Below are 25,047 nucleotides of genomic sequence, written 5' to 3'. Positions count from 1 at the left end.
GCGCAAGAGCATCGGCGAGCTGCTCATGGACCAGGCCGTCATCTCTGGGGCCGGCAACATCTACCGGGCCGAGACGCTCTTCCGGGTGGGGGTCTCACCCTTCCGAGCCGGCAACCGCATCAGCGAGGAGCGACTACGGGCCATCTGGGAGGACCTGCGCCCCCTCATGGAATACGGTGTGGCCACCGGGTTCATCACCACCGTCGACCTCGACGATGTTCCCTACCCCCTGCCGCCGGACGACCTCGAAGCCGGACGGTGGTACGTATACCACCGCGCCGGGCGGCCCTGTCTGCGTTGCGGAACCCCGGTGGCGGAGCGGGAGATGGCAGCCCGCCGCCTCTTCTGGTGCCCCTCCTGCCAGGCCCGCTGAGATTCGGGCAGTCCGTTTCCAGGACGCCCGGATACCAATATGGTCGCCGGACACAAGTATGGGGGGCCTAGGGTTGCGGCATGTCGAACGCCTCGCCCCTCCTGCGCTCCTCGAACTGGTCCTCCTCGACCACTGGGCTGCTGATCCGGCACCACCACCTGAGCGTGCCCTTGGACCGCAGCGGCCAGGGGGACCTCGCCCCCGATGGCTCGGTCTCCATCACCGTCTACGCCCGCGAGGTCTCGGCTGCGGGCATCGACCCGCTCTCCCGGCCACCACTCGTCTTCCTCCAGGGCGGGCCCGGCTGCGAGGCGCCCCGCCCCAGTGCCGATGCCGGCCTCAGCTGGCTCGGCGCGATCCTGGAGCACTACCGGGTCATCCTCATAGACCAGCGCGGCACCGGTGCCTCCAGCCCGGTGGACCGGCCCGATGCCGCCGGTAGTCCCGCGGCCACCGCCCGATTGCTCACCCACCTGCGCGCCGACGAGATCGTCGAGGACTGCGAGGAGCTGCGCAGCGCCTTAGGTCTGGAGCGGTGGAGCCTGCTGGGACAATCCTTCGGAGGATTCTGCGTCACCCGTTATCTGTCCGAGCACGCCGAGAGTCTGGAGACCGTCTACATCACCGGAGGCCTGCCCGCCGTCGGACACGGCATCGATGAGGTCTACGCCCTCAGCTATGAGGCAATGCGCGCCAAGAGCGAGGAGTACTACGACCGTTACCCCAAGGACCGCGACCGGATGTCCCATCTGTCCGAGCTGGCCGGCCGCGGCGAGCTGACGACGGCGGGCGGGGACATCGTCGGGCCCGAGCGCCTGCGCTCGCTCGGCGCCCTGTTGGGAGGGGCCGGGGGTGCGGACACCCTCCACCACCTTCTGGAACGCGATCCCGACTCCTGGACCTTCCGCTACGACCTGGGGCACTCATTGGCCTTCGGCGGGCGGTCCCCGCTCTACGCCGTCATCCACGAGTCCTGCTGGGCCGATGCCGGTACCACCGACTGGGCCGCCCAGAGGGCCCGGCCCGCGGTTTTCGAGGACGACCCCACGCTGCTGACCGGTGAGCACGTGCGCCGCGAGAGCTTCGCAGAGGACACCGGCCTTCGCCCCTGGCTGGCGGTGGCCGATCTTCTGGCCGCGTATGAGTGGCCTGCGCTCTACGACCCGACCCGACTCAAGGCCACCACGACTCCTGGTGCCGCCGCCGTCTACGCCCGTGACGTGTTCGTGCCGATAACCACCTCACTGGAGACGGCTGCGCTTATCCCCGGTCTGCGCACTTGGATCACCAGCGAGTACGAGCACGACGGCTCGCGCGCCTCCGGCGGCAAGGTCTTCAACCGTCTGCGCGACTTGGCCGCGGGAATGATCTCCCGCTGACCGTGCGCAGCAGGCGCGGTCAGCGGGAGATCCGGGTGGTTTGAAACCGTCAGAAGAGGTGTCTCAGATGTAGATGGTCGGGTCCATCATGAGCTCGGGGTCGGTGCGAGGGTCTCGGGCCCGGCTGGGGACACCCACTGCGACGTGCCCCTGCGGCAGGTTCTTCACCAGTACCGCGTTGGCTCCGACCTTGGCGCCATCCTCGACGACGACCGGCCCCAGAACCTTGGCGCCGGCGCCGATCTGCACGTTGTTGCCGATGGTGGGATGACGCTTGCCGGGACTCATGGACACTCCGCCAAGAGTCACTCCGTGGAACAGCAGGACGTCGTCGCCAACTTCGGCCGTCTCACCGATGACCACTCCCATACCGTGGTCGATGAAGAAGCGCTCGCCGATGACTGCGGCTGGGTGGATCTCGATGCCGGTGAAGTTTCGGGCGGCCTGGGACAGGGCGCGTGCGGCGAAGCGGTGCCCTTTGTGCCACAGCTTGTGGGCGGCTCGGTGCGCCCACAGAGCGTGAACGCCGGGATAGAGGAGGGCAACCTCCAGGTTGGACCGGGCGGCGGGGTCGCGTCTGCGGGCCGCGGCCAGGTCCTCGCGGGCCAGGTCCAGCAGGGACCGTTTGGAGTTGTGCATGGTTGTGCTCCTCAGTTGGGGGGTGACAGTGCGGTCCCGGTCTACTCATGAGTCCGCACCGCACCCGCTGCGCCGGTGACAACACCGACGGCGGCTTGCCTGTTCCGGGCTTACCGCCGTCGGAGTCGTCAGTCGAGGAAGTCCTTGTACAAGGGCGTGCTCAGGTAGCGCTCACCGGTGTCCGGCAGGACGGTGACGATGGTCTTACCCGCCAGCTCGGGGCGCCTGGCCAGCTCGCTCGCGGCGGCCAGGGCAGCGCCTGAGGAGATGCCTACGAGGAGGCCCTCCTCCGCGGCGGCGCGGCGTGCGTAGGTGATGGCGACGTCGGACTCGATGTGGAGGAGCTCGTCCCAGATTTCCTGGTCGAGGATCTCGGGAACCACGTTGGGTCCGAGGCCCTGGATCTTGTGGGGAGCGGCCTTCCCCTCGCTCAGCAGCGGGGACTCGGAGGGCTCGACGCCGTAGATCCTCACCCCGGGCTTCTCCTGACGCAGGACCTGGCCCACGCCGGTCAGCGTGCCCCCTGTGCCGATTCCGGCCACGAAGACGTCGATGTCGCCTCCGGTCTGCTCCAGGATCTCCCGGGCCGTGGTCTCTCGGTGGACCTTGGGGTTGGCGGGATTCGTGAACTGGGAGGCCAGGATCGAGTTGGGGGTGGCCGCCTGGATCTCCTCGGCGCGTTTGACCGCACCGGCCACGCCGCCCTCGGAGGTCAGCATCAGCTCGGCGCCGAAGGCCCGCATAATGGCCCGTCGCTCCTTGGACATGGTCTCAGGCATGGTGATGATGACCTTGTAGCCCAGGGCCGCTCCCACCATGGCCAGGCCGACGCCGGTATTGCCGGAGGTCGCCTCCACGATGGTGCCACCGGGCTTGAGAGCGCCGGACTCCTCCGCGGCGCGGACGATGGACAGGGCGATGCGGTCCTTGACGGAGGAGGCCGGCTCGAAGGCCTCGACCTTGGCCAGGACGGTGGCGGGCGCGCCATCGGTCACGCGGTTGATACGAACCAGCGGAGTGTTGCCGACCAGGGCGGTTGCGTCGAGTGCGTAGGTCATAGTGATGTCCTTTGGGGTTGCGGGTTGAATGAGCCCTCGGTGCCGATACCGGCGCCTTTCCGAGACGGGGCGGCGCCGGGCCCGCGGGAGAGCCCGTGAGAATGACAAAAGAGGTGAAAGAAGGTGGGGGAGACGGTCCGCGTCCGTCAATGGGCAGCCATACTGCGTCGAGTGGGTGAAACAGCAGGTAGAGACCGCCTGCTCCGGGAGCGCCGGGCATGCGCGCAGCGGTACGCGCACGGATGTCGTGGCCTGGCGCTCTACCTACACCGGCAGCATCGACACATGGACATGGGGGACATGGCGCACATGGCGGTCATGGCCATCATGGTCCTCCTGTCCCTCGGGGCGGCTGACTGCGCCTGCCCGTGTCTGAGCTGCTCGTGAACTGATCCGGGACCGTTCCGGCCCGGCCATCGCTGAAACACTACCCCGTGTCCCGCAGCGATGACCGCATTCTGGGGTCGACTGTGTCACATCGCGGTGGGCCCTGAAGCTCTGGAGGCGTGCGGATCGGTCGGCCGTGTCATGCAGACGATGGCAACGGGACCTCGACCAGACGGCTTCCGGCGGGCTCGGCAATCCCCTCGCCGCGCGTGAGAGCGGCCAGCGGCTCCTGTAGGAGAGCTGGGTCGGCGAAGGGCGTTGCCAGAATGAGAACGGCGTGGGTCGGCCCCCAGATCGTCTCCTCCACCTGGATCGAATGATGACCGTCATGGTCGCCGCCGGCGACATCGCGGGAACGCAGTTCGGCCTCGATCCTGCCGGCCTGGGCGACCGGCACCCGCAGGTCCCACAGGTGACGCCGGATCAGCTCGACGCGCGAGGCGCGGGCCAGTGCCCGGGCAGTGGCCTCCGAGTAGGCGCGCACCAGGCCTCCAGTCCCCAGAAGCGTCCCACCGAAGTAGCGGGCGACGACGATGGTCGTGTTGGCCAATCCCGTTCCCCGTAGCGTCTCGAGCATGGGCTGGCCCGCTGTGCCCGAGGGCTCGCCGTCGTCGTTGGAGCGCTCAGTAGGATGGTGCGACGCGGTCGGGGCGTTGGACTCGGAGAGCACGGTGACAGTCATCGCCGAGCAGTGATGACGCGCATCGGGGTAAGCGGAACGCACTCGTGCGATGAACTCGCGGGCCTCGTCCATGGTGTCCGTGCGGTGGGCTCTCGCCAGGAAGTGCGACCTCTTGATCTCCAGGTCGATCTCGGGTTGCTCGCCATGAGCCAGCGTGACCAGCCCGCGGGGGCCATCGTTGCGAGCAGGGCGGCGGGAGGATGTGCCGGGGGCGTGTGAGGCCATGGAATGATCTTCGCACGGGCGGGCGCGGGATCGATGTCACACGGGTGGAGACGGTCTTGGACTGGAAGCGGTCGGGCGAATGTCGTTATGGTGTCCCTCGGTCCAGTTTCGAGGGGTCGCCTGATCCCTTTGGTTCATGAGAGAGGAGCGGGCCCATGGCAGTGCCGAAGCGGAAGATGTCCCGCAGCAACACCCGCAACCGCCGCTCACAGTGGAAGGCCAAGCTCACCGAGCTCAACACCATCCGCGTTCAGGGCCGCGAGATCGCCGTGCCCCGCCGTCTTGTGCGGGCCTACAAGGAGGGCCTCATCGAGCAGTGAGGCTGCCGGTGGAGGGTGAGAGCCCTTCATCCATGCGGGTGTAGCTCAATGGTAGAGCCTCTGCCTTCCAAGCAGATTGCGCGGGTTCGATTCCCGTCACCCGCTCTGTGAGCAGAAAGGGGCCGCTTCCTCGGCGGTCCCTTTCGCCACGTCACGGGCTGTGGCGCAGTTTGGTAGCGCACCTGCTTTGGGAGCAGGGGGCCGCGGGTTCAAATCCCGCCAGCCCGACCGTTCGCCCTACGGGCGATAGCGTCGTGCGATTCAAGTGCTGTCGCGGTGAGCACTACGCTGGAGTCATGCCCTCATACCGATCGATTCTTACGGTGAACGCGCTCAAAGCGGGTCACAGTCCCAAGGATGTCGAGTCCGCCGCCCGCAGCGCTGTCAAGCAAACCACTGTTCTGGAGTCGTTTCAGATCGACGTCGTGCGCGCAGAGCCCCGGGTGACGGTCCGCTTCACCGGTTCTGACGATGCTGAGGCCCGCGACGTTCACGCCGACGTCGTTGATGCGGTCGGGCGGGTCGCCCGGGTTGAGCGGGCTTGGCAAGCCGTCGTTGTCGGAGGCCGGAGCGTGCCACTGAGCCCGAGGTGATGGCAGGTCTTGCCCTTGTGTCCAGAGTCATGCGCCAGGTGGGGACGCATCATCGATCCCACTGGCCGTTTGCCCTAAGATGGCACGGATTGACGCCACAGACGCGCGTCCGCCGAACGCGTTCAGAACGCTTCGGTGTTACCGCAGAACTCAGACCTTGGGAGCAACCCCCGTGAAGACCACTGTCGAGAATCTCGACCCCAGTCGCATCAAGCTGACCGTCGAGGTCCCCTATGAGGAGCTCAAGCCCAGCCTCGATGCCGCCTACAAGGAGATCGGCTCTCAGATCCAGGTTCCCGGCTTCCGCCGCGGCCATGTCCCCAACCGGGTCATCGACCAGAGGGTCGGCCGTGGGGCCGTCATCCAAGAGGCCGTCAACAACAAGCTCTCTGACTTCTACCGGGACGCCATCACCGAGGCCGAGCGGGTCCCCATGCTCCAGCCTGAGGTCGACGTTGTCGAACTGCCCAACGCCACCGGTGAGAACGGCGGCCAGCTCGCCTTCACCGCCGAGGTCACCGTCCGCCCCGTCATCGAGCTGCCCGACCTGAGCAAGACCGAACTGACCGTCGATGCCGTCGAGGTCACCGACGAGGACGTCGACACCGAGCTGGACAACCTGCGCGCTCGTTTCGGCTCCCTGAAGTCCGTGGGCCGCAAGGCCAAGACCGGTGACTTTGTCACCATCGACCTCAAGGCGGTCATTGACGGCGAGGAGGTCGACTCCATCTCCGGCGTCTCCTACGAGATCGGCAAGGGCAACATGCTCAAGGGGCTGGATACCGCTCTGCGCGGTCTCAAGACCGATGAGTCTGCCACCTTCACCACCGAGCTGGCTGGCGGCGAGCACGCGGGCGAGGAGGCCGAGGTCACCGTGACCGCCACCGCCGTCAAGCAGCGCGAGCTGCCCAAGGTCGACGATGAGTTCGCCCAGCTCGCCTCCGAGTTCGACACCGTTGAGGAGCTGCGTGAGGACCTCGTCAAGCAGGTCTCCGAGCGCAAGACCGGTGAGCAGGCCGTCGCTGCCCGTGACGCTCTGCTCGAGCATCTGCGCGGTGAGGTGTCCTTCGACGTTCCCGAGGCCGTTGTCGAGGCCGAGATCGCCCAGCACCTCCAGGCTGAGGGCAAGGAGGGCGACGAGGAGCACGCCAAGGAGATCCGGGACGACATCGTCACCGGCGTGCGCGACCAGATCATCCTCGATGTCCTGGCCGAAGACCTCAAGGTCGGCGTGGCCCAGGACGAGCTCCTCGAGTTCCTCTTCCAGACCGCTCAGCAGTACGGCATGGAGCCCGCCCAGTTCCTCCAGGGAGCCCAGCAGGCCGGGCAGATTCCTGCCTTCGTCTCCGAGGTTGCCCGCAACAAATCCTTGGCCATGGCCCTGCGACAGGCCAGGGTCGTCGACTCCAAGGGAGAGGTCGTGGACCTGTCGGCCTACATCGGCTCCGATGAAGACGACGCTGCTGCGGCCGCCGAGGCCGCTGCGGCGGCTGTCGCTGAGGCCGCTGACGATGACAGCGCCGACTCCGCCGAGAGTGGCGAGGAGTGAGCTGATTCCGTTCCCGGGTTCGGCAAACCATTAGCGGGCCCACCTTCTTCTGAGAAGGTGGGCCCGCCAATTTGGTTCGCTTGTTCGCGTCTTCCGGATGTTATTCCCGGGTTGCTGCGAGGAGGATCAGCTCGCAGGCACCAGCTCTTTGCGCTTGGGACGGATGACTCCGAAATTGCGCTCCGGAATCGCCATCTTGAAGTAGTAGGCCACACCAATGGGCACGACGATGAGACTGACGAAGAGGCAGTAGAAGGGTTGGAAGATGAGCCACTTGTTCCCGTGGTCCCAGTGAAGCCATACGATAGCCGCGTAGTAGATGAACAGCGCGAGCAGCAGAGTCCAGCCAGGAGAGATGACGGCGATCCATCTGAGGACGAACATGCTGATCACGACGATACCGCTGTACATCCACAGGAATGGGTGCTGGAAGACGAATCTGAAGTTGATGATGAACAGTCTGAAAGAGCCACCACTCCACGCAATCCGTTGACGCCACCAGGCGTACAGCGTGTCCGGCGCGTTGGTGTTGACGTGGGCAAGAATATGAACGGCCTTGTATCCAAGGGCGTCCCCGATGATCCCGGACTCAATGTCATTGCCCTGGAAGAACAGCGAGTGACGAGCCATGATCTGGCGCATGACGTCGGTCTTGCCGATATGAAGGGCTCCGCTGAGAAGCCACGGCATGATTCGACGGGCGCGCATGGAGACAACGTACTCGTGACGCTGCATCTGGACAATGAAGGGCCCCTTCTTCTGCGGGACGATGGTGACCGAGGCGAAGTCCGCCTTGTTGGCCACCAGGGCGCCGACGATGTGGGTCAGTGACTCCTGTGCCGTGGTGTCGGCGTCAAGGCAGACCGTGTAGGAGTTGAGCGGTGCGGCCAGCAGCGCGTCTCGAACGACCGTGTCTCGAGTGATCCCCGAGGTGCTCCGTTTGCGCCCCACTTTGCGCGGAACGTACTCGCTGCGGAAGATCCTGAATCCGTAGCGGATGGCAATGTCCTCGAGGTCGCGGTAGAATTCCTCGGACTCGCCGGAGGTTGTGCACAGGACCACCCGATCGCCGTAGGGGTGCAGATAGTCCGCGTTCTGGAGATACTTGACGTTGCCGTAGATCGGCACGAGGATGCTGAAGTCTTCAGAGATAACGCCGGGGTCGAGTTCTACCGCCTTGTACCACTTCGAGGTGATGCCGGCCCATATGTCAATCCCGATCCAGAATAGGATTCCCACCAGAAGGGTGATGACAATCATGCGGCGTTCCTCTCTGGTGCATGGAATTGTGCGGGCTTGCTGAACACTGGTAACCCCTTACTGGGTGGTGCGGCAGGCGGAAGACGTGGAGACCGGGCGGGGATGGGGTTATTGAAAAGTAAAAGAACGTGGTAGGGTAGTTGAGGGGAGAACTAGGGTTTGGAGTCGGTAGACATACACGCTCCCTTACTGTTCCCTGCGTTTTCTGGGTGGATAAAAGCGATGGTGCCACGCCCGTCTTCCCTATGCCACGGTGTGGGAAGCGAGTCACGTCAAGATCTCGGGCATCCACAATCTATTCTATGGAAGGTTTAGTTTTCCTACAAGGGTGCGTGAGTTGGCTTACCGTTCCGAGTTGTCACGGGAACTGCGTGAGGCGCAACACCAAGCGTGATGCTCCGGGTTACGCGGAATCGCCCGGTGCTACGAAGCCTCCGGATGAGGCGCCTGTTTTTGCGGATGTCACAAGAAAGCGGGGCGGGGCGCGGAGCCCTCTGCGCTCCGCGCCCCGCCCCTACGCGACGCTTGCCGCCGGTTCGCCGGTCGGCGGCTCCGTCGACGGTTGTGTCGTCCTGTCCCGCGCTACTCCGCTGCTGTCGTGTCGATCTTGTCGACGTCGACCATCACCAGTTGCATGCGGCATGGTGACACGGCTGTCAGAGCGTGACGGTCTCCGGGGGCCAGGTAGATGACGTCTCCGGCGCTCATCCGTTCAACGCGCTCGCCGATGGAGAAGTCCATCTCGCCCTCCAGGAGCGTGACGACCACGGCGCGAGGGGAGGTGTGTTCGGTCAGGAGCTGACCGGTGTCGAAGGTGAAGATGACGGTGCGCAGGATGTCATTGTTGACGACGACTCGTGAGGTGGTGGCCTCATCGGAGATGGGCAGGGCCTCGTTGAGTCCGAGCCGGAACAGGGATTCGGTGGACGGGGTGCTGGCTGAGGGTGACATGTGTGCTCCTTCGGTGTTGAGTGATGAGGACTGCAAGAATGAACGAGGACTACGAGGACCAGGTCGTCAGGCGGCGTCGAAACGGGCGCAGGACGCACAGCTCGAGCACCAGCGTCAGCGCGGCCATGATGACGGATAGGGCGAAGACGTCGGCGGTTTCCAGATTTGTGCGGGCCTGCTGGACCTCTGCGCCAAGGCCCGTCGGGGTGCTCAGAAGCTCGGCCATGACCGTGACCCTCACGGACTGGCCGACGGCGACTGTCAGAGCAGACAGTACCGGTGGCGCTACCGCTGGCAGAATGATCCTGCGGATCGTCCACGGGCGGGACTTGGAGAAGACCGTCGCCATTTCCAGCAGGTCGCCGTCGACGTTGAGGACCGCGTCGCGCATGGAGGCGACGAGCAGAGGCAGCGTGACCAGAGCGACCACCAGGATGACGACGCCCGTCGTCGGTCCGAGCCATATCATCCCGACCACGACGAGCACGATCGGCGGTACCGCCATGAGGATCTGGACCCAGGAGTCCAGCAGCTCACGCAGCCAGGTCCAGGTGCCCAGGGCCCAGCCCGTCGGGATGCCGATGAGACAGGACAGCCCCAGGCCGACGACGGCTCTGGACAAAGTGAGCCACAGGGTCCATCCCAGCGCTCTGTCGTCGATCAGCCCTAGGAAGGCGCTCCAGGTCGCCGCCGGACCGGGAAGGGCGTACTCGGGCTGGTCCAGTGCGGCCCAGTACCAGATGAGGATGGCCAAGCCGATACCGGCCCACCACAGAAGACGTGCGCGCCAGCGAACGAGGGGCGATGGCAGGTCCGGGGTCACCGGGGGTCTTTCAGGTAGAAGTCGTCGGCGGGCATCTTGCCGCCGACGATGTCCGGGCTGATGGTGGACAGACGGGTATAGAAGTCGACCAGCTGGTCCTTGGCCCGGGCCGCCGGGACCAAGTTCAGCTGGAGGCGGGGGATCACCTCGGTGACGATCGGTGCGGGGACCTCGGTCTTCTGGGAGATGGCATTGATAGTATCCTCGGATTTCGCTTTGGTGGCCGCGATGCAGGCCTCCACCTCATTGAGGACTGCCCCGACCGCCTGAGGGTTGGAGTCCGCGATCTCCTGCGGCATGACCAGTCCGGCCATGGGGAACTTCGCCTCCCCGCCGGTCACCTCCGCCCAGATCTGCTGGAGGTCGGCCGTGCGCTCCAGGATTTTGCCCTGCTGCTTGGCCTTGGTCAGGCTGACGCTGGCGGGGTGCTCGGGAAGGACTGCGAACTCGGCGTTGCCCGCCAGGAGGTTGGACAACGCCTCCTGGCCATCGGTGTAGCTCTGGATCGTCAGGTCCTTGCTCGTGTCCCAGCCCTTCTGGCCCAGCAGGTAGCGGAAGACGAGGTCCGGCATGTTGTTCGGCATGGGCACGGCCACCGTCTTGCCGCGCAGGGCCTCAAGGCCCTGCTCCGAGGTTCCCTCGGGACCGATGATGTAGAGCATGCCCCACACCTGCATCGCGACCAGGCGCAGTGGGACGCCCTTGTTGAACAGGTTCGCTGCCGCGTAGGAGGGCGTGGCGGCCAGGTCGGTCTGCTTCTGCATGAGCAGCGTCTTCATCGCGTCGATGCTCGACCAGTTCTCCACCGTGGCCTTGCCAATCGTCGGGGCCAGCTTGCCCTGGCCGCCGAAGAGCGTCATCGGCGCCATGTAGGCTAGAGTTGTGGGAACGTGGACGCGCAGGGTGTCGATGTGACCGCCGGTCCCGCTGGATGAGGCCTTGCTCGAACGCGATGAACAGGCTGACAGGATCGCCGGGGAAAGGGCGCCGAGACCGGCCAGGGTGATGAGTGAGCGGCGCCTGATCGGTGCTCCTGGCCTACGAGGGGTGCCTGCGCGTGAAGTGTGTGAGTTCGTGTGGTTGCCCATGGTGCTTCGTTGTCCTTCGTCGTCGGGGAATGCAGAGGTATGAAAGGAGGGCGTGGAGTGTGGGGGTGCCGTCGGCTCCGCTCCTCAGCCGGACAAGTGCCAGGTTCCCGGAGGGCCATCGAGGTGGAGGTGGAGGTGAGAGACCTCCTCGGCCTCGTCGGGGTCGTGCGTGACCCAGACGGTGATGACGTCCTGGTCGGCGAGCAGGTCGGTGAGATCGGCCCTCAGCGCCTTGGCCAGGGGACGGTCCAGGGCGGAGAAGGGCTCATCGACCAGGAGCAGACTCGGCCCGGTCGACAGCGCCCGGGCGATGGACACCCGCTGACGCATACCTCCGGAGAGCCGGGCCGGCGGGAGGTGTCCGGCAGAGGCGAGCCCCACCCTTTCCAGCCATTGGGCGGCCGTCAGATCCGGCATCGGGCCGCCGACCACCAGGGAGATGTTGCGGTGGGCCGAGTACCAGGGCATGAGCCGCGGCTCCTGGAACACCTGGGCCAGGCGCCCTGTCGGGCGGGAGACGGAGCCGGCGTCGGTGTCCGACAGGCCCGAGATCGCCCGCAGCAGTGTGGTCTTGCCGGCTCCGGAGGCCCCGGTGACCGCCAGGGTCCGTCCAGGAATAACCGTTACGGACAGATCCTCCACCAGGGTCAGGCCCCGGCGGATCATCGTGACTTGATCCAGCCTGAGCTCGCCGCGGTCCCCATGCCGTTGAGTCGGCTGGCCCGTCACGTTCGAGGAACTGGTCGCAACATCCGTCATGAGGCCGGAGCCTCTCGGTCAGAGGCGCCGCCGGCATCTTCGGCGGCATCAGGCTCCTGAACCGCTCTGGCGTTCTCGGCGGGGGAGTCCGGTTTTCGTGCGACCGTGCCAATGCCATGAAGAGCCTCGCTCTGAAGCCGGAAGCTCTGCCGCATCGCGTAGCGCCCGCCCGGGGTCAGGACGCGTGCCGCTTCTACGAGGATTTCGCGCTTGTGGTTGTCGGACTGGATCGTCAGTGTCGCCTCGCCGACGACGTGGTCGGCCGACGTCGGCCCGGTGGGAGGCGTGGTCTCGGATTTCGAGGGCTGGTGCGCGCTCACGGTTCGTCCTCCTCGGTCCGGCTGCCTTCGGGGCGTGCGGATCACATCCACGTAAATACGTAATGACACCTTATCCTATTTGTTCATCCTGACGAGTTCGTGTGTCGTGAGTCGCGTCGCTGCGGTATCCGGACTGTTTGGAAGGGGCGCTTGGCGCGGCGGTGGCCGGTCGTTGCGGGGTGCCGTGGTTCTGGGGTCTTCCCGGCCCTTGTCCTTGCCGTCTTGACCGTCTTGGCCTGCTCCGTCGATCGGGACGCGCTGCCGCGGGTGCGGGTCGGGACGCCGTTGACGGCGCGGATGGAGGTGCTTAATCTGTGACTCAGTAGTCATATGACTGGAGAGTCATAGGAGGTTCTCGTGCCCCGTTCCACCTTCTTCAACCTTCCCGAGGACAAGCGCGCCCGCGTCGTCGAGGCCCTCAAGGTCGAATTCGCCGCCCGCCCCTACGTCCGGGCGTCGGTCGACCGCGTCATCGGTGCCGCCGGCGTGTCCAAGGGCAGCTTCTACCAGTACTTCGACAACAAGGAGGACGCCTACGCCCACCTGGTGCGCGAACTCGTGAGCGCGAGCGTCGATCTGGCGGGGGCCGCCGTGTCCGAGGCCCCCTTCGAGGAGGTGCTCGCCGGCATCGTGCGGGACAGCCGCGACTTCCACCTGCGCGACCCGCTGGGATGGGCCGTGCTCGCGCGCACCCTGGCCGACGACGCTCCGCCGATGCTCGAGTCCGACCAGTCCGTCTCCGGCAGCGTCCACCGATGGGCGGTCGCCGCCATCGCCGCCGGGCAGACGTCCGGTGAGCTGCGCGAGGACATTGATGCCGAGACCGCCGCCTGGATGATCGAGCGCGTGCTGCTTGGAACGCCCCACTACGTCATGAGCCGTTTCAACGTGGACCCCGAGCGCGTCGCCGCCGACAGCAGCGCCTTCGACCGGCCCGAGATCGACCGGGTGGCCGATGACGTCGTCGCTTTGCTGGTCTCCGCCCTCAAGGCGCCGTGCGTCCGCGAGGACCGGAATGGCGGCTACGGGGGCGAGGACCGTGCCTGAGACGATTGCGGTCCGCGGGCTCTCCTTCACCTACCAGGGCTCGGCTCATCCCGCGCTGGACGGCGTCGGTCTGTGCGTCGCCGAGGGCGAGATTCTCGGGCTACTGGGGCCCAGCGGTGCGGGCAAGTCCACCCTTCAGAGGATCCTGACCGGTCTGCTCACCGGGTACCGGGGCTCGGTGCGAGTGCTCGGCCGCGAGATCCGTGACTGGGGGCGCGAGGTCTACGAGCGCATCGGGGTCGCCTTCGAGACGCCCGTCTCCTTCAGACACCTCACCCTGCGCGAGAACCTCGCCTACGTCGCCCGCCTATATCGCGGATCCGTCCGGGATCCGGAGGGGGTACTGGCCGCCGTCGGCCTCGCCGACGACGCGGATCTGCTCGCTGCGCACATGAGCAAGGGCATGGGCGTGCGCTTCAACGTTGCCCGTGCCCTCCTGCACGAACCCGAGCTGGTATTCCTCGACGAGCCCACCGCCGGCCTCGACCCGGTGGGGGTGCAGAGGATGGAGAAGCTCATCGCCGTTGAACGTGACAGGGGGCGCACCATCGTCGTCACCACCCACGATATGACCCTCGCTCATCGTGTCTGCGACCGGGTCGGATTCGTCGTCGACGGGCATCTCGTCGAGATCGGCATCCCGGGGGAGCTGTGCCGGCACCACGGCAAGCGGGAGGTCCGCGTCACCTGGGACGGGGGTGGTGGCGTCTACCCCCTGGACGGTCTCGCCGATGATGCCTCCTTCTACGAGGTGCTGCGCACCCGGACGGTGCGCACGCTCCACTCGCAAGAGGCCGACCTGGCCGAGGTCTTCGCGTCCGTCACCGGTCGGGAGCTGTCATGACCGGGACCGGGGCGAGGCGTGCCACCGCGAGGCGCACTGCCGCCACTCTTGTACTCGACTTGCGGCGGCAGGCCGCGGCGGGGTATTGGTTCGTAGCCCTGCTCGCGGGGCTGACGGTCGGCGCCGTCCTACTCGCGCTCGTCGGGGACCCGCTCCGCTGGTGGCCGCTCGTGGTCCTGTCCGAGCTGTCCATCACCTCGTTCTACTTCGCCGCCGTGCAGATCCTGCGCGAGCGGGGTGAGGGCATCCTCGCCGCCCAGGCCGTCACCCCGATCGGGCCGGGGGAGTACCTGGTTGCGCTCGCCGGCTCCCTGTGCCTGCTCGCCCTCGCCGAGGTCGGTGCGTTGGTTCTCGCGGCCCACGGCGCGGCGGTGCTCTGGCCGGTCCTGGCCATCGGCGTGGCCCTCGTCTCCTGCCTCTACGTCCTCTACGGCGTCATCGTCGTTGCCGATTACGAGACCATAGGGGCCTTTCTGCTGCCCTCGGGGTTGTGGACCCTCGTCCTGGGCGTCCCCCTACTGCCCCTCCTCGGAGTCCCGGACGGGTGGTGGCTGTGGTGCCACCCGCTCCAGCCCGCCGTCGTCCTCATCGAGATCTCCTTCGGGATGCGCCCGGTCTGGGCCGCCGCGCCCTGCGCGCTGCTCGGGACCATCTGGTGCGCACTCCTCGCCCTGGCCGCCCGGGCGAGGCTGGTGCGCGCCGTCATCCCGAGGGGCGCGACGTCATGAGATTCCGCGCCGTGCTGGGGCTGTTGCCCGCCGATCTGCGCCGTCTGGCCCGTGACGAACTGCTGGTATGGATGCCCGCTGTGCCCCTCGCCATGGCCCTGGCCGCGCGGCTCGGTGTGCCAGCGCTCCTGGGGTCCGTCGGTCCGGGCGGGGCAGGAGCCCGGGAGTGGACCGCCCGCATCGACGTGACCGCCTTCGCCATCGTCGTACCGGTGCTGGTCGGGACGGTCGTGGGCTTCATGCTGCTGGGGGAAAAGGAGGACGGGGTCTGGTCGGTCCTCGCTGTCACGCCGGCGTCCCTGCGCGGCTACCTGATCTGGAGAGCCACCGGCGCGGTGATCGTCGCGGCAGTCGCTTGCGGGGTATGCGTGCGGCTCGCCGACCTGGACGATCTGGGGGCGGCGCGCACCGCTATCCTCGCCGCCACCGGCGCTCCCCTGGCTGGCGCCGTCGCCCTGGGGCTGGCCGCCTGGGCGACGGACACGATCCAGGGATTCGCCGCTGTCAAACTGACCCTGATCGTCCTCGTTCTGCCCGCCGTAGCGCCCCGCGGTGCAGGGGCGTGGCAGTGGCCGCTCGCCGCGATCCCGAGCTGGTGGCCGGTGCGGGCTTACTGGGATCTGATCGACAAGGGGACCTGGTGGCCGGCATGGTTGTTGGGGGCCATCGCGGTCAACCTTGCGGTCGTGGCGCTCGGGTGGCGCCGGGTCGCGCCGTGAGCTGCGGCGCGGCCGGGCCGTCGACCTGCGGGCGGGAGCCTGCGCCGTGGGCGAAAAGGGCGTCATGGCGGGCATAGCGGACGGGGGCGTCGCGTTAGCGTTGGCGATACCGAACATGAGAGGACTGACGTGAGCGAGCTCTATACACCCGCTGCGGTCGCCCCGCCCCAGGCAGCCGACGTCAACGGTGCAGGCTTGGGGCTGACCGACTCCATCTACAACCGCCTCCTCAAGGAGCGCATTATCTGGCTCGGCTCCGAGGTGCGTGACGACAACGCCAACGCCATTTGCGCCCAGATGCTGCTGCTGGCCGCCGAGGATCCTGAGCGGGACATCTACCTCTACATCAACAGCCCCGGCGGCTCGGTCACCGCCGGTATGGCCATCTACGACACGATGCAGTACGTCCAGCCCGACGTCGCCACCGTGGCCACGGGCCTGGCCGCCTCCATGGGGCAGCACCTGCTGTCGGCAGGCGCCAAGGGCAAGCGCTACCTCACCCCGCACGCCCGCGTGCTCATGCACCAGCCCTCGGGCGGCGCCGGGGGTTCGGCCACGGACATCCGCATCAACGCCGACCTCATCATCAAGATGAAGCAGGAGCTCGCGGAGATCACGGCGGCCAACACCGGGCATACGGTGGAGGAGATCATCGCCGACTCTGACCGGGATCATTGGTTCTCGGCCCAGGAGGCCCTCGAGTACGGCTTCGTCGACCACATCGTGCGCTCCAGCCGGGAGATCGGCAAGCAGAACGGAGACAACTGACATGTCCTCGACCCGTCCCTACTTCGAGGCCGTCGCCTGCCAGGCCGGCGCCATGCCGCAGGCCCGCTACGTACTGCCCCAGTTCGAGGAGCGCACCGCCTACGGCTTCAAGCGTCAGGACCCCTACGCCAAGCTCTTCGAGGACCGCATCGTCTTCATGGGTGTTCAGGTCGACGACGCCTCGGCCGACGACATCATGGCCCAGCTGCTGGTCCTGGAGTCTCAGGACCCCGACGGCCTCATCACCATGTACATCAACAGCCCCGGCGGATCCTTCACGGCACTGACGGCCATCTACGACACCATGCAGTACATCAAGCCGCAGGTGCAGACCGTCTGCCTGGGACAGGCCGCCTCCGCCGCCGCCGTCCTGTTGGCCGCCGGGAGCCCGGGCAAGCGCCTTGCCCTACCCAACGCGCGCGTCCTCATCCACCAGCCCGCCATGGAGGGGATGCAGGGCCAGGCCAGCGACATCGAGATCGTCGCCGACGAGATCGACCGCATGCGCTCCTGGCTCGAGGACACCCTGGCCGCGCACACCGGCCAGGACCGCGAGAAGATCCACACCGATCTTGAACGGGACAAGATCCTTACGGCCACGGCCGCCAAGGACTACGGGATCGTGGACCAGGTGCTCACCTCCCGCAAGGCGCCCGCCTCCCCGCATTCCTCCTGAGGCGTCGTCGCTGCGTACGGTGCTCCCGCCGGCCCTGGCGGGAGCACCGACCGAGCAGCCGGTGAAAATGAAACGCGCAAACGCTGGCAGCATGGTGCCCAACGTGGCATATTGCGGACTGGACACGCCGCCATGTCCTCGATGCACCTGCCGGCTCAGCCCGTAGGCTGACGCAGGGTCACCCGGGCAGGGGGACCGATGACGAATCTGGAGGAAACTGTGGCACGTAACGCTGAGAGTGTGGATCTGCTGAAGTGCTCCTTCTGCGGCAAGAGCCAGAAGCAGGTCAAGAAGCTCATCGCCGGGCCTGGTGTCTACATCTGCGACGAATGCATCGAGTTGTGCAACGAGATCGTCGATGAGGAGCTGGGCGAGTCCGGTGCTGGCGTCCCCCTCGAGCTGCCCAAGCCCCAGGAGATCTTCGACTTCCTCAATCAGTACGTCATCGGGCAGGAATCCGCCAAACGCGCGATGAGCGTGGCGGTCTACAACCACTACAAGCGCGTCCAGGTCAAGGAGCGCTCCGTGGCCGAGGGGGACGGCCTGGAACTGGGCAAGTCCAACATCCTCCTGCTAGGGCCCACCGGAACCGGCAAGACCCACCTGGCCCGCACCCTGGCCCGCCTCCTCGACGTCCCCTTCGCCATCGTTGACGCCACGGCGCTGACCGAAGCGGGTTACGTGGGCGAGGACGTTGAAAACATCCTTCTCAAGCTCATCCAGGCCGCCGACGGCGACGTCAAGCGCGCCGAGAAGGGCATCATCTACATCGACGAGATCGACAAGATCGGTCGTAAGGCGGAGAACCCCTCCATCACTCGAGACGTCTCCGGCGAGGGCGTCCAGCAGGCGCTGCTCAAGATCATCGAGGGCACTACGGCGTCGGTGCCCCCGGGGGGCGGGCGCAAACACCCTCACCAGGAGTTCCTGGAGATCGATACCACCAACATCCTCTTCATCGCCGCCGGAGCCTTCGCCGGGATCGAGGAGATCGTGCGCCAACGCCAGCGCAAGGAGTCCGGCGCCCAGATGGTGGGCTTCGGCGCCCAGCTGGTCGGTGGCACGGGGTCCAAGGACGTCTTCACCTCCCCGGTGCGCCCTGAGGATCTTCACAAGTTCGGCCTCATCCCGGAGTTCATCGGCCGTCTGCCCGTTATCGCCACCGTTCAGGACCTGGGTGTGCGCGAGCTCGTGCGCGTCATGACCGAGCCCAAGAACGCCCTGGTCTCCCAGTACCAGTATCTCTTCAGCCTCGACGGCGTCGAGCTAGAGCTGACCGACGCCGCCATCGAAGCGGTGGCCTCCCTCGCCCTGGAGCGCAAGACCGGCGCCCGAGGACTGACCTCCATCGTGGAGGAAGTTCTGGGGCAGGCCATGTTCGAGGTCCCCTCCCTGCCCGAGGTCGGGCGCGTCGTCGTCGACGCCGATGCCGTGCGGGGAACAGGAAAGCCCAGCTACCAGGCAGGATCGGGCACACTTCGATCGGCTGCCAAAGCGGGGGAGCGGAGCCGAACCGCATGAGCAGGGGACAGGACGGCGTTCCCCCGCAGCTGGCCGTCTACCGCGCCACCATCGACAACCTCGACGCCGCCCTCGTTCATCTCCTGGCTGAGCGCTTCCGCTGCACTCAGCAGGTGGGCCTGCTCAAGGCCCGCCTGGACCTGCCGCCGGCCGACCCCGGACGCGAGCGCCAGCAGGTGGCGCGCTTGCGGGCGCTGGCCGAGGAGGCCGGCCTCGACCCGGTCTTCGCTGAGAAGTTCTTCGCCTTCATCGTCGCCGAAGTCATCCAGCACCACGAGGAGATCCGCGACGGCCGTGGGGCCGAGCGCGCCCGGCAGGCGGGACTGGAGGCACCGACGGACGCAGCCGTCTAGGCGCGCTCCCGGTAACTCGCCTCGACGCCCGCCATTGGGAGCGGGTTGCGGAAGGAGGGGCGGTGGGTCGCTTAGCAGGCTCTATACCAGTGGATGTCGATGCCGCTGGGCGGTTCGGTCGTAAATGGGCGGTTGGGGAGGCGTCCCTTTGCGCGGGGTTGCGGCTTGTGGGTGTCGGGAGGGGCAGGCCGGGGAGCCGCCTGTGCTGCGCGGGCCTTGATCGGGAACGTGCTTCGTGATCGGGGACTGCGTTGTCCCGCAGACGACTGGGGGCGGATGCCAGTGGTTTGCGGGATGGGTACGTTCTGGATGGGAAACGCAGTTCTCGATGGGCGGCCGCCCGTTCCGGGCCGCTGTTGAGGCGGGCCAGTGCCGACTAGTGGGGGTCGGGGCTGGTGCGGTGTCCGTCGTCTCGCGCCGCCTACCGACGCGGCGTCGCGGAAGCGTCCGCAAGCCCCGGGGCGACCCGGGGCAGCCGAGCCCAACAGACTCGCACAACTGCCCCTATTCCTGCGACGGCGAGGCAGCGGCGCTGGGGACGAGTGGCGTGCGCGTGTAGAGCGCGTCGATCTCCGCCGCGAAACGCTTCTCCGCCTCGGCACGGCGCACTTTGAGAGAGGGCGTGAGCAGGCCGTTGGCCACCGTGAAGTCCGTGGGAAGCACCTTGAAGGTTCGAATCGACTCTGCCCGTGAGACCGCCTCATTGGCTCTGGCCACTGCCCGCTCCAGCGCGGCGCGCACCCTCGGGTCCTGGGCGGCGTCGACCACGGTCATCTCCTCCAGGCCGTGGGACGACAGCCACAGCGGCAGCATCTCCGCGTCCAGCGTGACGAGAGCCCCGACGCACGGCCGGTTCTCACCCACGACGAGCACCTGACTGACCAGCGGGTGGCCCCGCAGCCGGTCCTCCAGGGGAGCCGGGGCGACGTTCTTACCCCCGGCGGTCACGATGAGCTCCTTCTTGCGCCCCGTGATCCGCAGGAACCCCTCGGCGCCCTCGAAGGACCCGATGTCACCGGTGCGTAGCCAGCCGTCGGCGGTGAAGGCTTCGGCCGTGGCCTCGGGATTGTTGTGGTAGCCGGTGAAGGTGCCGATGCCCCGAACCAGGATCTCCCCGTCCCCGTCGAGGCGGACCGCACAGCCGGGAAGCGGCGTGCCGACGGTACCGATCCGGGTGGCGCCTGGCAGGTTCACGGCGCAGGGCCCCATGGTCTCGGTCAGGCCGTAGCCCTCTAGGACGGTGACCCCCGCGCCGCGGTAGAAGTGCCCCAGGCGCTCGCCCAGCGGCCCGCCCCCTGAGATCACATGGGTGACCTGCCCGCCCAGGACGGAGCGCAGGGTGGAGAAGACGATCCGGTCGAAAGCCGCGCGCTGGGCCTTCAGCCTGCGCGACGGTCCCTCGGGGGTGTCCAGGGCCCGTGAGTAGGCGATCGCGGTCTTAGCCGCCAGACGGAAGACCTTCTGCCTGGCGCCGGTCGCCTTGGCGTCCGCGGCGTTGTAGATTTTCTCGAAGACGCGAGGCACGGCTAGAACCGCGGTGGGTTGGAAAGAGCCCAGGTCCGCCACCAGGTTGCGCACATCGGGCACATGGCCCAGGACACCCGAGCGCGAGCAGACGATCGCGATTTCTACGAACCGGCCGAGCACATGGGCCAGTGGCAGGAACAGCAGGAATCGGACCTCCGCCCCGCCCAGGACCTCGGGCACATGGGGGCAGACGTTGACGCACAGGTGCACCAGGTTGCCGTGGCTGAGCTCGACGCCCTTGGGACGGCCCGTGGTGCCCGACGTGTAGACGATCGTCGCCAGGGACTGCGAGGTCAGGGCCGCGCTGCGCTGGTCGAGCTCGGCGGGCTCCATACCCCGACCGGCCTCGATGAGCCCCAGGACGTCTTGGCGCTCCACGCACAGGACGCGCAGGTCCGCCAGCTCGGGCACGGTGGAGGTCAGAGCGCCGATCATCGCGGCCATGGCCTCGTTCTCCACGACCATGAGCTTCACCCCGGCGTCGGTGAGGATCCACTGGGCCTGATCGGCCGATGAGGTCTCGTAGACGGGGACCACGACGAGCCCCGCCTCCCAGGCGGCGAAGTCCAGCAGCGTCCACTCGTACGAGGTGTGAGACATGATGCCCACGGCGTCGCCTGGTTTGAGCCCCTCGGCCACCAATCCCGCGGCGACCTCGCGCACTTGGGTGCGGAAGGCGCTGGCACTCATCTCGCGCCAGCGCCGCCCTAACGGGGATTTGCGGGCGATGAGCCCGCCGTCGGGATTGCGGCGCACACGCTCGGCCAGTGCCCAGGGCGTCGTCATGCCGTCGTGGACCGGGATCAGCAGCTCGGTGGCGTGCTCGCCGGACGGGTCGGAGGAGACGGCATCGGCCGGGGAGGTGGAGGCGTCGGTCATGGTGGCAAGTATGCCCGGCCCGGACAGCCGGAGGCGTCTACTCCTGCGGTCCTTTGCGCGTGGAGCTGTAGATGTCCGCGATGACTTCGGCGTGAGCTTCCATCACCGGACCGCGCTTGACCTTCAGCGACGGCGTGAGCAGGCCATTGGCCTCGGTGAAGTCGGTCGTCAGCACCCTGAAGGCGCGAATCGACTCGGCCCGGGAGACCGCGCGGTTCGTGCGCGCCACGGCCCGGTCCAGGGCGGCGAGCACCTGCGGGTGAGTGGAGGCCTCGACGACGTCCATGGCCGGCAGTCCGTGGTTGCGTAGCCACTGGGGGAGCATCTCCTTGTCCAGCGTGATGAGCGCGGCGATGAAGGGCTCCTCGTCCCCGACGACGAGCACCTGGCTGATGAGCGGATGACCGCGCAGCCGGTCCTCCAGCTGGGCGGGGGCGACGTTCTTACCACCGGCGGTGACGATGAGCTCCTTCTTGCGCCCGGTGATGCGCAGGTAGCCGTCTTCGTCGAGAGCGCCGATGTCGCCGGTGCGGAACCATCCGTCGGCCGTGAAGGACTCGGCAGTCGCCTTGGGGTTGTTGTGGTAGGTGGAGAAGACGCCCAGGCCCCGTACCTGGATCTCGTCGTCCTCGCCGATGCGGATCTCATTGCCGCACACGGGTGGGCCGACAGTGCCGATTTTGTTGAGCCAGTCGGTGTTGACACTGACCGGACCGATCGTCTCGGTCAGGCCGTAGCCCTCCAGGATGACCAGCCCCAGTCCGCGGTAGAAGTGCCCCAGGCGCTGACCCAGTGGTCCTCCACCGGAGATGATGAAACGGGCGTTGGGGCCCATGAGGGCTCGGATCTTGCGGAAAACCAGGCGGTCGGCGACCGCGTGGGCCCGGCGTAGCGCGGGGGAGGGCCCGGTGGGGGTGTCCAGGGCGCGGGAGTAAGAGATGGCGACCTTGGCGGCCCAGCGGAACAGTTTGAGCCTGGCGCCGCTGCCGGCCTTGGCGTCCGCGGCGTTGTAGATCTTCTCCAGGACGCGAGGGACGGCCAGGACGTAGGAGGGGGCGAAGGACTGCAAGTCCGGCAGAAGGGTCTTGACATCGGGGGTGTGCCCCAGCACCCCCTCCCCGGCCAGGGACAGCAGTTGGAGGCAGCGCGCGTAGACGTGGGCCAGCGGCAGGAACAGCAGGAGGCGCACATGGGTGCCCCACAGGACGCCGGGTAGGTAGCGCACCCCGTGGTAGGGAATGCCGACGGCGTTGCGGTGGGTGAGCTCCACGCCCTTGGGGCGGCCGGTCGTGCCGGAGGTGTAGATGATGGAGTAGACGTCGTCGACCCTGAGGGCGTTGGAGCGCTGGTCCACCTGCGAGGGGCTGACGCCCGAGCCGGCCTGGACGATCGTCGTGATGGCGTCGGAATCCAGGGCGAGGACCTCCACCGTGTGCCCGATGCCGGCGACGGCGCCGCGCACGAGCTCGGCCAGGGTGCCGCTCTCGGTGATGACCAGGCACACGTCGGAGTCGGAGACGATCCACTCGACCTGCTCGGCCGAGCTCGTCTCGTAGATGGGGACCGAGATCAGGCCGGCGCGGGCGATGGCCATGTCCAGTAGGAACCAGTCGTAGGAGGTATGCGCCATGATGCCGACGGCGCTGCCCGCTTCCAGCCCCATGCCGATGAGGCCGGCGGCCACATGGGCCACCTCCTCGCCGAAGGTACGGGCCGAGACCTCCTGCCAGTCGCCTGACAGAGGCGACTTGCGGGCCACGAGCGGCTTGTCGCCGCTGCGGGCGATGCGATCGGCCAGCAGCCACGGAACCGACCAATGCGCCTCGGGCTGAAAGGGGATCTCGGTACCGGAGACCCCGCCGGCCATGTGGCCGGGGTATCTCGGGGACCTGGTGCTGTTGCTGTGGGACGAAGGGGCACGAGAGCTCACGTGCTCATTGTGTCAGGCCGGTTGAGAGGCGGCGTTTCGTTGAGGTGAGAGAAGGAGGGGGCGGCTGTGGAGGTTTTCACAGGCGAGGCCTGACGGCCTTGCGGGGATCGTGGGGCGGTGACGTCCGGTGGGGTGCTTCGGGATGAGAGTTCCTCTGAAGCGCGGAGGGAACGAAGATGAAACGGATTGACCGGCCGGTCACATATGTGTAACGTGAGTCTCATGCCCAAGTCGACGCGCGTCGACACTGTGGGTCCTTCCGGAACGGAGCCGGTGGGCTCCGGAACAGTTTCAAGGAGGAAACACGCATGACACCCCTACCCCGTCGTCAGTTCATCCAGGGCTCTGCCTTGGCGGCGGCGCTGGCCTCAATGGCGGCCTGCTCCACCTCCAGCGGGAACGACGACGGCCCCGTCACCTTTGAAGGCACCGGACCGATCACCTGGGTCCAGGGCAAGGACAACTCCGCCGGCAAGGTGCAGGCCAGGATCGATGAGTGGAACAAGACCAACCCCGGCGAGGAGGTCAAGCTCATCGAGCTCTCCGCGGAGGCCGACCAGCAGCGCACGGCATTGGTCAATGCCGCCAGGATCAACTCCAACGCCTACGACGTCGTCTCCCTGGACAACGTCTGGGTCTCCGAGTTTGCCGCCAACCGGTGGGTGGTCGAGCTGCCCGAGGACGAACTCAAGAACGACGACATCCTTGAGCCCGTCTGGCAGACGGGCGTCTATAAGGACAAGTTCTTCGCCGTTCCGTTCCACACGGATGCTCCGGTGATGTTCTACCGCAAGGACTTCCTGGCTGAGGCCGGCGTCGCGGTTCCCACGACCTGGGACGAGGTCAAGGCCGCCATCGACGCGGTGCGGGCCCTGCCCGGTCACGAGAACATCGGCGGCTTCGGAGGTCAGTTCGCCAAGTACGAGGGCCTGACCTGCTGCGCCTCGGAGTTCATCCACACTGCCGGCGGGGGCTTCTACGACTCGGACAACCAAGTGATCGTCGACTCCGCCGAATCGGTCACCGGTTTGCAGTGGCTCATCGACGGCTTCTCCCAGAACTACATCCCCAAGGAGTCCCTGGAGTGGAAGGAGGAGGACGGCCGCAATGCCTTTGAGGCGGGCAACCTTCTCTTCTACCGCCAGTGGCCCTACCAGTACGCCAACAACCTTGAGGCACTGGGGACGGAGAAGTTTGACGTCGCCGCCCTTCCGAGTATCGACGGCAAGGACTTCGTGCCGACCCTGGGCGGGCACAACTGCGCCATTACCAAGGGATCGAAGAACAAGGCCACCGCCTTGAAGTTCGTCAAGTGGTGGATCAGCGAGGACTCCGAACGCTATCAACTGGAAACTCAGACACTCGCACCGATTCTCGGGTCGCTCTACGAGGACGCCGATCTGCTGCAGAAGTTCCCCTACCTGCCGATCCTCAGGAAGAGTCTTGAGAACGCCAAGAGCCGTCCTCAGGCCGTCTACTACGGCGACGTTACCGCGAAGATCCAGGACAACACCTACCCCGCGATCCAGCAGCCGGGGAGTAAGGCGGCCAAGGACGTCATCACCAGCCTGAGCAACGACCTGAAGAAGCTGGAGGGGTAAGGCCACGGCAACGGCCGCCGCCGCGAGTGGCGCCCCTGAGACAAACCG

The 25,047-nt window shown here is 66.9% G+C and carries 25 protein-coding genes and 2 tRNA genes; 16 read left to right on the top strand and 11 right to left on the bottom strand.

Annotation, left to right across the window (positions count from 1 at the left end):
- Together HMPREF0975_RS01400 and HMPREF0975_RS01395 are read left to right on the top strand one after the other, a co-directional pair.
- Nucleotides 1-373: zinc finger domain-containing protein (locus tag HMPREF0975_RS01400; RefSeq protein ID WP_009232311.1), on the top strand; the 373-nt coding region annotated here is incomplete at its 5' end.
- A gap of 80 nt (nt 374-453) precedes the next feature.
- Nucleotides 454-1,752, top strand: a complete 1,299-nt coding sequence (locus HMPREF0975_RS01395) for an alpha/beta fold hydrolase (RefSeq protein WP_009232310.1) — start codon at nt 454-456, stop codon at nt 1,750-1,752.
- Nucleotides 1,753-1,815: 63 nt separating this feature from the next.
- Here the strand turns inward: HMPREF0975_RS01395 and epsC are convergent, their stop codons facing one another.
- The 3 genes from epsC to HMPREF0975_RS01380 form a co-directional block, all read right to left on the bottom strand.
- Nucleotides 1,816-2,391, bottom strand: a complete 576-nt coding sequence (gene epsC, locus HMPREF0975_RS01390) for a serine O-acetyltransferase EpsC (protein WP_009232309.1) — start codon at nt 2,389-2,391, stop codon at nt 1,816-1,818.
- A 128-nt stretch (nt 2,392-2,519) separates the two neighbouring features.
- Entirely contained in the window at nt 2,520-3,449 is a 930-nt protein-coding gene (cysK, locus tag HMPREF0975_RS01385; protein ID WP_009232308.1) for a cysteine synthase A, read from the bottom strand.
- Between the two features lie 526 nt (nt 3,450-3,975).
- Nucleotides 3,976-4,743, bottom strand: a complete 768-nt coding sequence (locus HMPREF0975_RS01380; RefSeq protein ID WP_009232307.1) for an IMPACT family protein — start codon at nt 4,741-4,743, stop codon at nt 3,976-3,978.
- A 155-nt stretch (nt 4,744-4,898) separates the two neighbouring features.
- On the opposite strand from HMPREF0975_RS01380, the gene rpmF reads away from it, so the two are divergent.
- The 5 genes from rpmF (at nt 4,899) to tig (ending at nt 7,205) form a co-directional block, all read left to right on the top strand.
- Entirely contained in the window at nt 4,899-5,063 is a 165-nt protein-coding gene (gene rpmF, locus HMPREF0975_RS01375) for a 50S ribosomal protein L32 (RefSeq protein WP_009232306.1), read from the top strand.
- Nucleotides 5,064-5,097: 34 nt separating this feature from the next.
- Nucleotides 5,098-5,168 (top strand) — tRNA-Gly (locus HMPREF0975_RS01370).
- A gap of 49 nt (nt 5,169-5,217) precedes the next feature.
- Nucleotides 5,218-5,291, top strand: a tRNA-Pro gene (locus tag HMPREF0975_RS01365).
- A gap of 68 nt (nt 5,292-5,359) precedes the next feature.
- Nucleotides 5,360-5,656 (top strand): hypothetical protein, encoded by a 297-nt coding sequence (locus HMPREF0975_RS01360; protein WP_009232305.1) that lies wholly within the window; start codon nt 5,360-5,362, stop codon nt 5,654-5,656.
- A 172-nt stretch (nt 5,657-5,828) separates the two neighbouring features.
- A complete protein-coding gene (gene tig / locus HMPREF0975_RS01355) occupies nt 5,829-7,205 on the top strand; it encodes a trigger factor (RefSeq protein WP_009232304.1) in 1,377 nt (458 codons plus the stop codon).
- Nucleotides 7,206-7,331: 126 nt separating this feature from the next.
- Here tig and HMPREF0975_RS01350 read toward each other — a convergent pair whose 3' ends face one another.
- From HMPREF0975_RS01350 to HMPREF0975_RS17255, 6 genes are all read right to left on the bottom strand, one after another.
- The gene (locus HMPREF0975_RS01350; RefSeq protein ID WP_009232303.1) at nt 7,332-8,465 is read right to left on the bottom strand and encodes a glycosyltransferase family 2 protein; all 1,134 of its coding nucleotides are present in this window, start codon (nt 8,463-8,465) and stop codon (nt 7,332-7,334) included.
- 582 nt (nt 8,466-9,047) lie between these two features.
- Nucleotides 9,048-9,416 (bottom strand): cupin domain-containing protein, encoded by a 369-nt coding sequence (locus HMPREF0975_RS01345; protein WP_009232302.1) that lies wholly within the window; start codon nt 9,414-9,416, stop codon nt 9,048-9,050.
- Between the two features lie 49 nt (nt 9,417-9,465).
- Entirely contained in the window at nt 9,466-10,239 is a 774-nt protein-coding gene (locus HMPREF0975_RS01340; RefSeq protein WP_009232301.1) for an ABC transporter permease, read from the bottom strand.
- The gene (locus HMPREF0975_RS01335) at nt 10,236-11,108 is read right to left on the bottom strand and encodes an ABC transporter substrate-binding protein (RefSeq protein WP_332248268.1); all 873 of its coding nucleotides are present in this window, start codon (nt 11,106-11,108) and stop codon (nt 10,236-10,238) included. The genes HMPREF0975_RS01340 and HMPREF0975_RS01335 overlap by 4 nt, the downstream gene beginning before the upstream one ends.
- Nucleotides 11,109-11,411: 303 nt before the next feature.
- Nucleotides 11,412-12,086, bottom strand: coding sequence for an ATP-binding cassette domain-containing protein (locus tag HMPREF0975_RS01330; protein WP_009232299.1), 675 nt, complete (start codon nt 12,084-12,086; stop codon nt 11,412-11,414).
- Nucleotides 12,083-12,406 carry a hypothetical protein gene (locus HMPREF0975_RS17255; RefSeq protein ID WP_009232298.1) on the bottom strand — a complete coding sequence of 108 codons (324 nt, stop codon included), beginning with the start codon at nt 12,404-12,406 and terminating at the stop codon, nt 12,083-12,085. Before HMPREF0975_RS17255 ends, HMPREF0975_RS01330 begins: the two co-directional genes overlap by 4 nt.
- A 357-nt stretch (nt 12,407-12,763) precedes the next feature.
- Between HMPREF0975_RS17255 and HMPREF0975_RS01320 the strand changes: the two genes are divergently transcribed.
- The 8 genes from HMPREF0975_RS01320 to HMPREF0975_RS01285 all read left to right on the top strand — a co-directional run bounded on the left by HMPREF0975_RS01320 (nt 12,764) and on the right by HMPREF0975_RS01285 (nt 19,062).
- Nucleotides 12,764-13,453: a TetR/AcrR family transcriptional regulator gene (locus tag HMPREF0975_RS01320; RefSeq protein ID WP_009232297.1), complete on the top strand. Its 690-nt coding sequence runs from the start codon at nt 12,764-12,766 to the stop codon at nt 13,451-13,453.
- The gene (locus HMPREF0975_RS01315) at nt 13,446-14,297 is read left to right on the top strand and encodes an ABC transporter ATP-binding protein (RefSeq protein ID WP_232212427.1); all 852 of its coding nucleotides are present in this window, start codon (nt 13,446-13,448) and stop codon (nt 14,295-14,297) included. Before HMPREF0975_RS01320 ends, HMPREF0975_RS01315 begins: the two co-directional genes overlap by 8 nt.
- Entirely contained in the window at nt 14,294-15,025 is a 732-nt protein-coding gene (locus HMPREF0975_RS01310) for a fluoroquinolone export ABC transporter permease subunit (RefSeq protein ID WP_009232295.1), read from the top strand. The genes HMPREF0975_RS01315 and HMPREF0975_RS01310 overlap by 4 nt, the downstream gene beginning before the upstream one ends.
- Nucleotides 15,022-15,744, top strand: coding sequence for a hypothetical protein (locus HMPREF0975_RS01305; RefSeq protein WP_009232294.1), 723 nt, complete (start codon nt 15,022-15,024; stop codon nt 15,742-15,744). The genes HMPREF0975_RS01310 and HMPREF0975_RS01305 overlap by 4 nt, the downstream gene beginning before the upstream one ends.
- 129 nt (nt 15,745-15,873) lie before the next feature.
- The gene (locus HMPREF0975_RS01300) at nt 15,874-16,512 is read left to right on the top strand and encodes an ATP-dependent Clp protease proteolytic subunit (RefSeq protein WP_009232293.1); all 639 of its coding nucleotides are present in this window, start codon (nt 15,874-15,876) and stop codon (nt 16,510-16,512) included.
- A gap of 1 nt (nt 16,513) precedes the next feature.
- Nucleotides 16,514-17,188: an ATP-dependent Clp protease proteolytic subunit gene (locus HMPREF0975_RS01295; protein ID WP_009232292.1), complete on the top strand. Its 675-nt coding sequence runs from the start codon at nt 16,514-16,516 to the stop codon at nt 17,186-17,188.
- A gap of 219 nt (nt 17,189-17,407) precedes the next feature.
- Nucleotides 17,408-18,709, top strand: a complete 1,302-nt coding sequence (clpX, locus tag HMPREF0975_RS01290; protein ID WP_034474470.1) for an ATP-dependent Clp protease ATP-binding subunit ClpX — start codon at nt 17,408-17,410, stop codon at nt 18,707-18,709.
- Nucleotides 18,706-19,062 carry a chorismate mutase gene (locus HMPREF0975_RS01285; RefSeq protein WP_009232290.1) on the top strand — a complete coding sequence of 119 codons (357 nt, stop codon included), beginning with the start codon at nt 18,706-18,708 and terminating at the stop codon, nt 19,060-19,062. The genes clpX and HMPREF0975_RS01285 overlap by 4 nt, the downstream gene beginning before the upstream one ends.
- Nucleotides 19,063-19,566: 504 nt before the next feature.
- On the opposite strand, the gene HMPREF0975_RS01280 is transcribed toward HMPREF0975_RS01285, so the two are convergent.
- Nucleotides 19,567-21,468 (bottom strand): AMP-dependent synthetase/ligase, encoded by a 1,902-nt coding sequence (locus HMPREF0975_RS01280; RefSeq protein ID WP_009232289.1) that lies wholly within the window; start codon nt 21,466-21,468, stop codon nt 19,567-19,569.
- Between the two features lie 37 nt (nt 21,469-21,505).
- A complete protein-coding gene (locus tag HMPREF0975_RS01275) occupies nt 21,506-23,398 on the bottom strand; it encodes an AMP-dependent synthetase/ligase (RefSeq protein ID WP_049939309.1) in 1,893 nt (630 codons plus the stop codon).
- 308 nt (nt 23,399-23,706) lie between these two features.
- Between HMPREF0975_RS01275 and HMPREF0975_RS01270 the strand changes: the two genes are divergently transcribed.
- Complete coding sequence (locus HMPREF0975_RS01270) at nt 23,707-24,999, top strand: ABC transporter substrate-binding protein (RefSeq protein WP_009232287.1); 1,293 nt, start codon at nt 23,707-23,709, stop codon at nt 24,997-24,999.
- The last annotated feature ends 48 nt before the right edge of the window (nt 25,000-25,047 follow it).

Origin of the sequence: Actinomyces sp. oral taxon 849 str. F0330 (assembly GCF_000239715.1) — a bacterium.
Classification (GTDB): Bacteria; Actinomycetota; Actinomycetes; order Actinomycetales; family Actinomycetaceae; genus Actinomyces; species Actinomyces johnsonii.
Note: the sequence above shows the minus strand (reverse complement) of the source record. Positions and strands in the feature narration are given on the sequence as shown.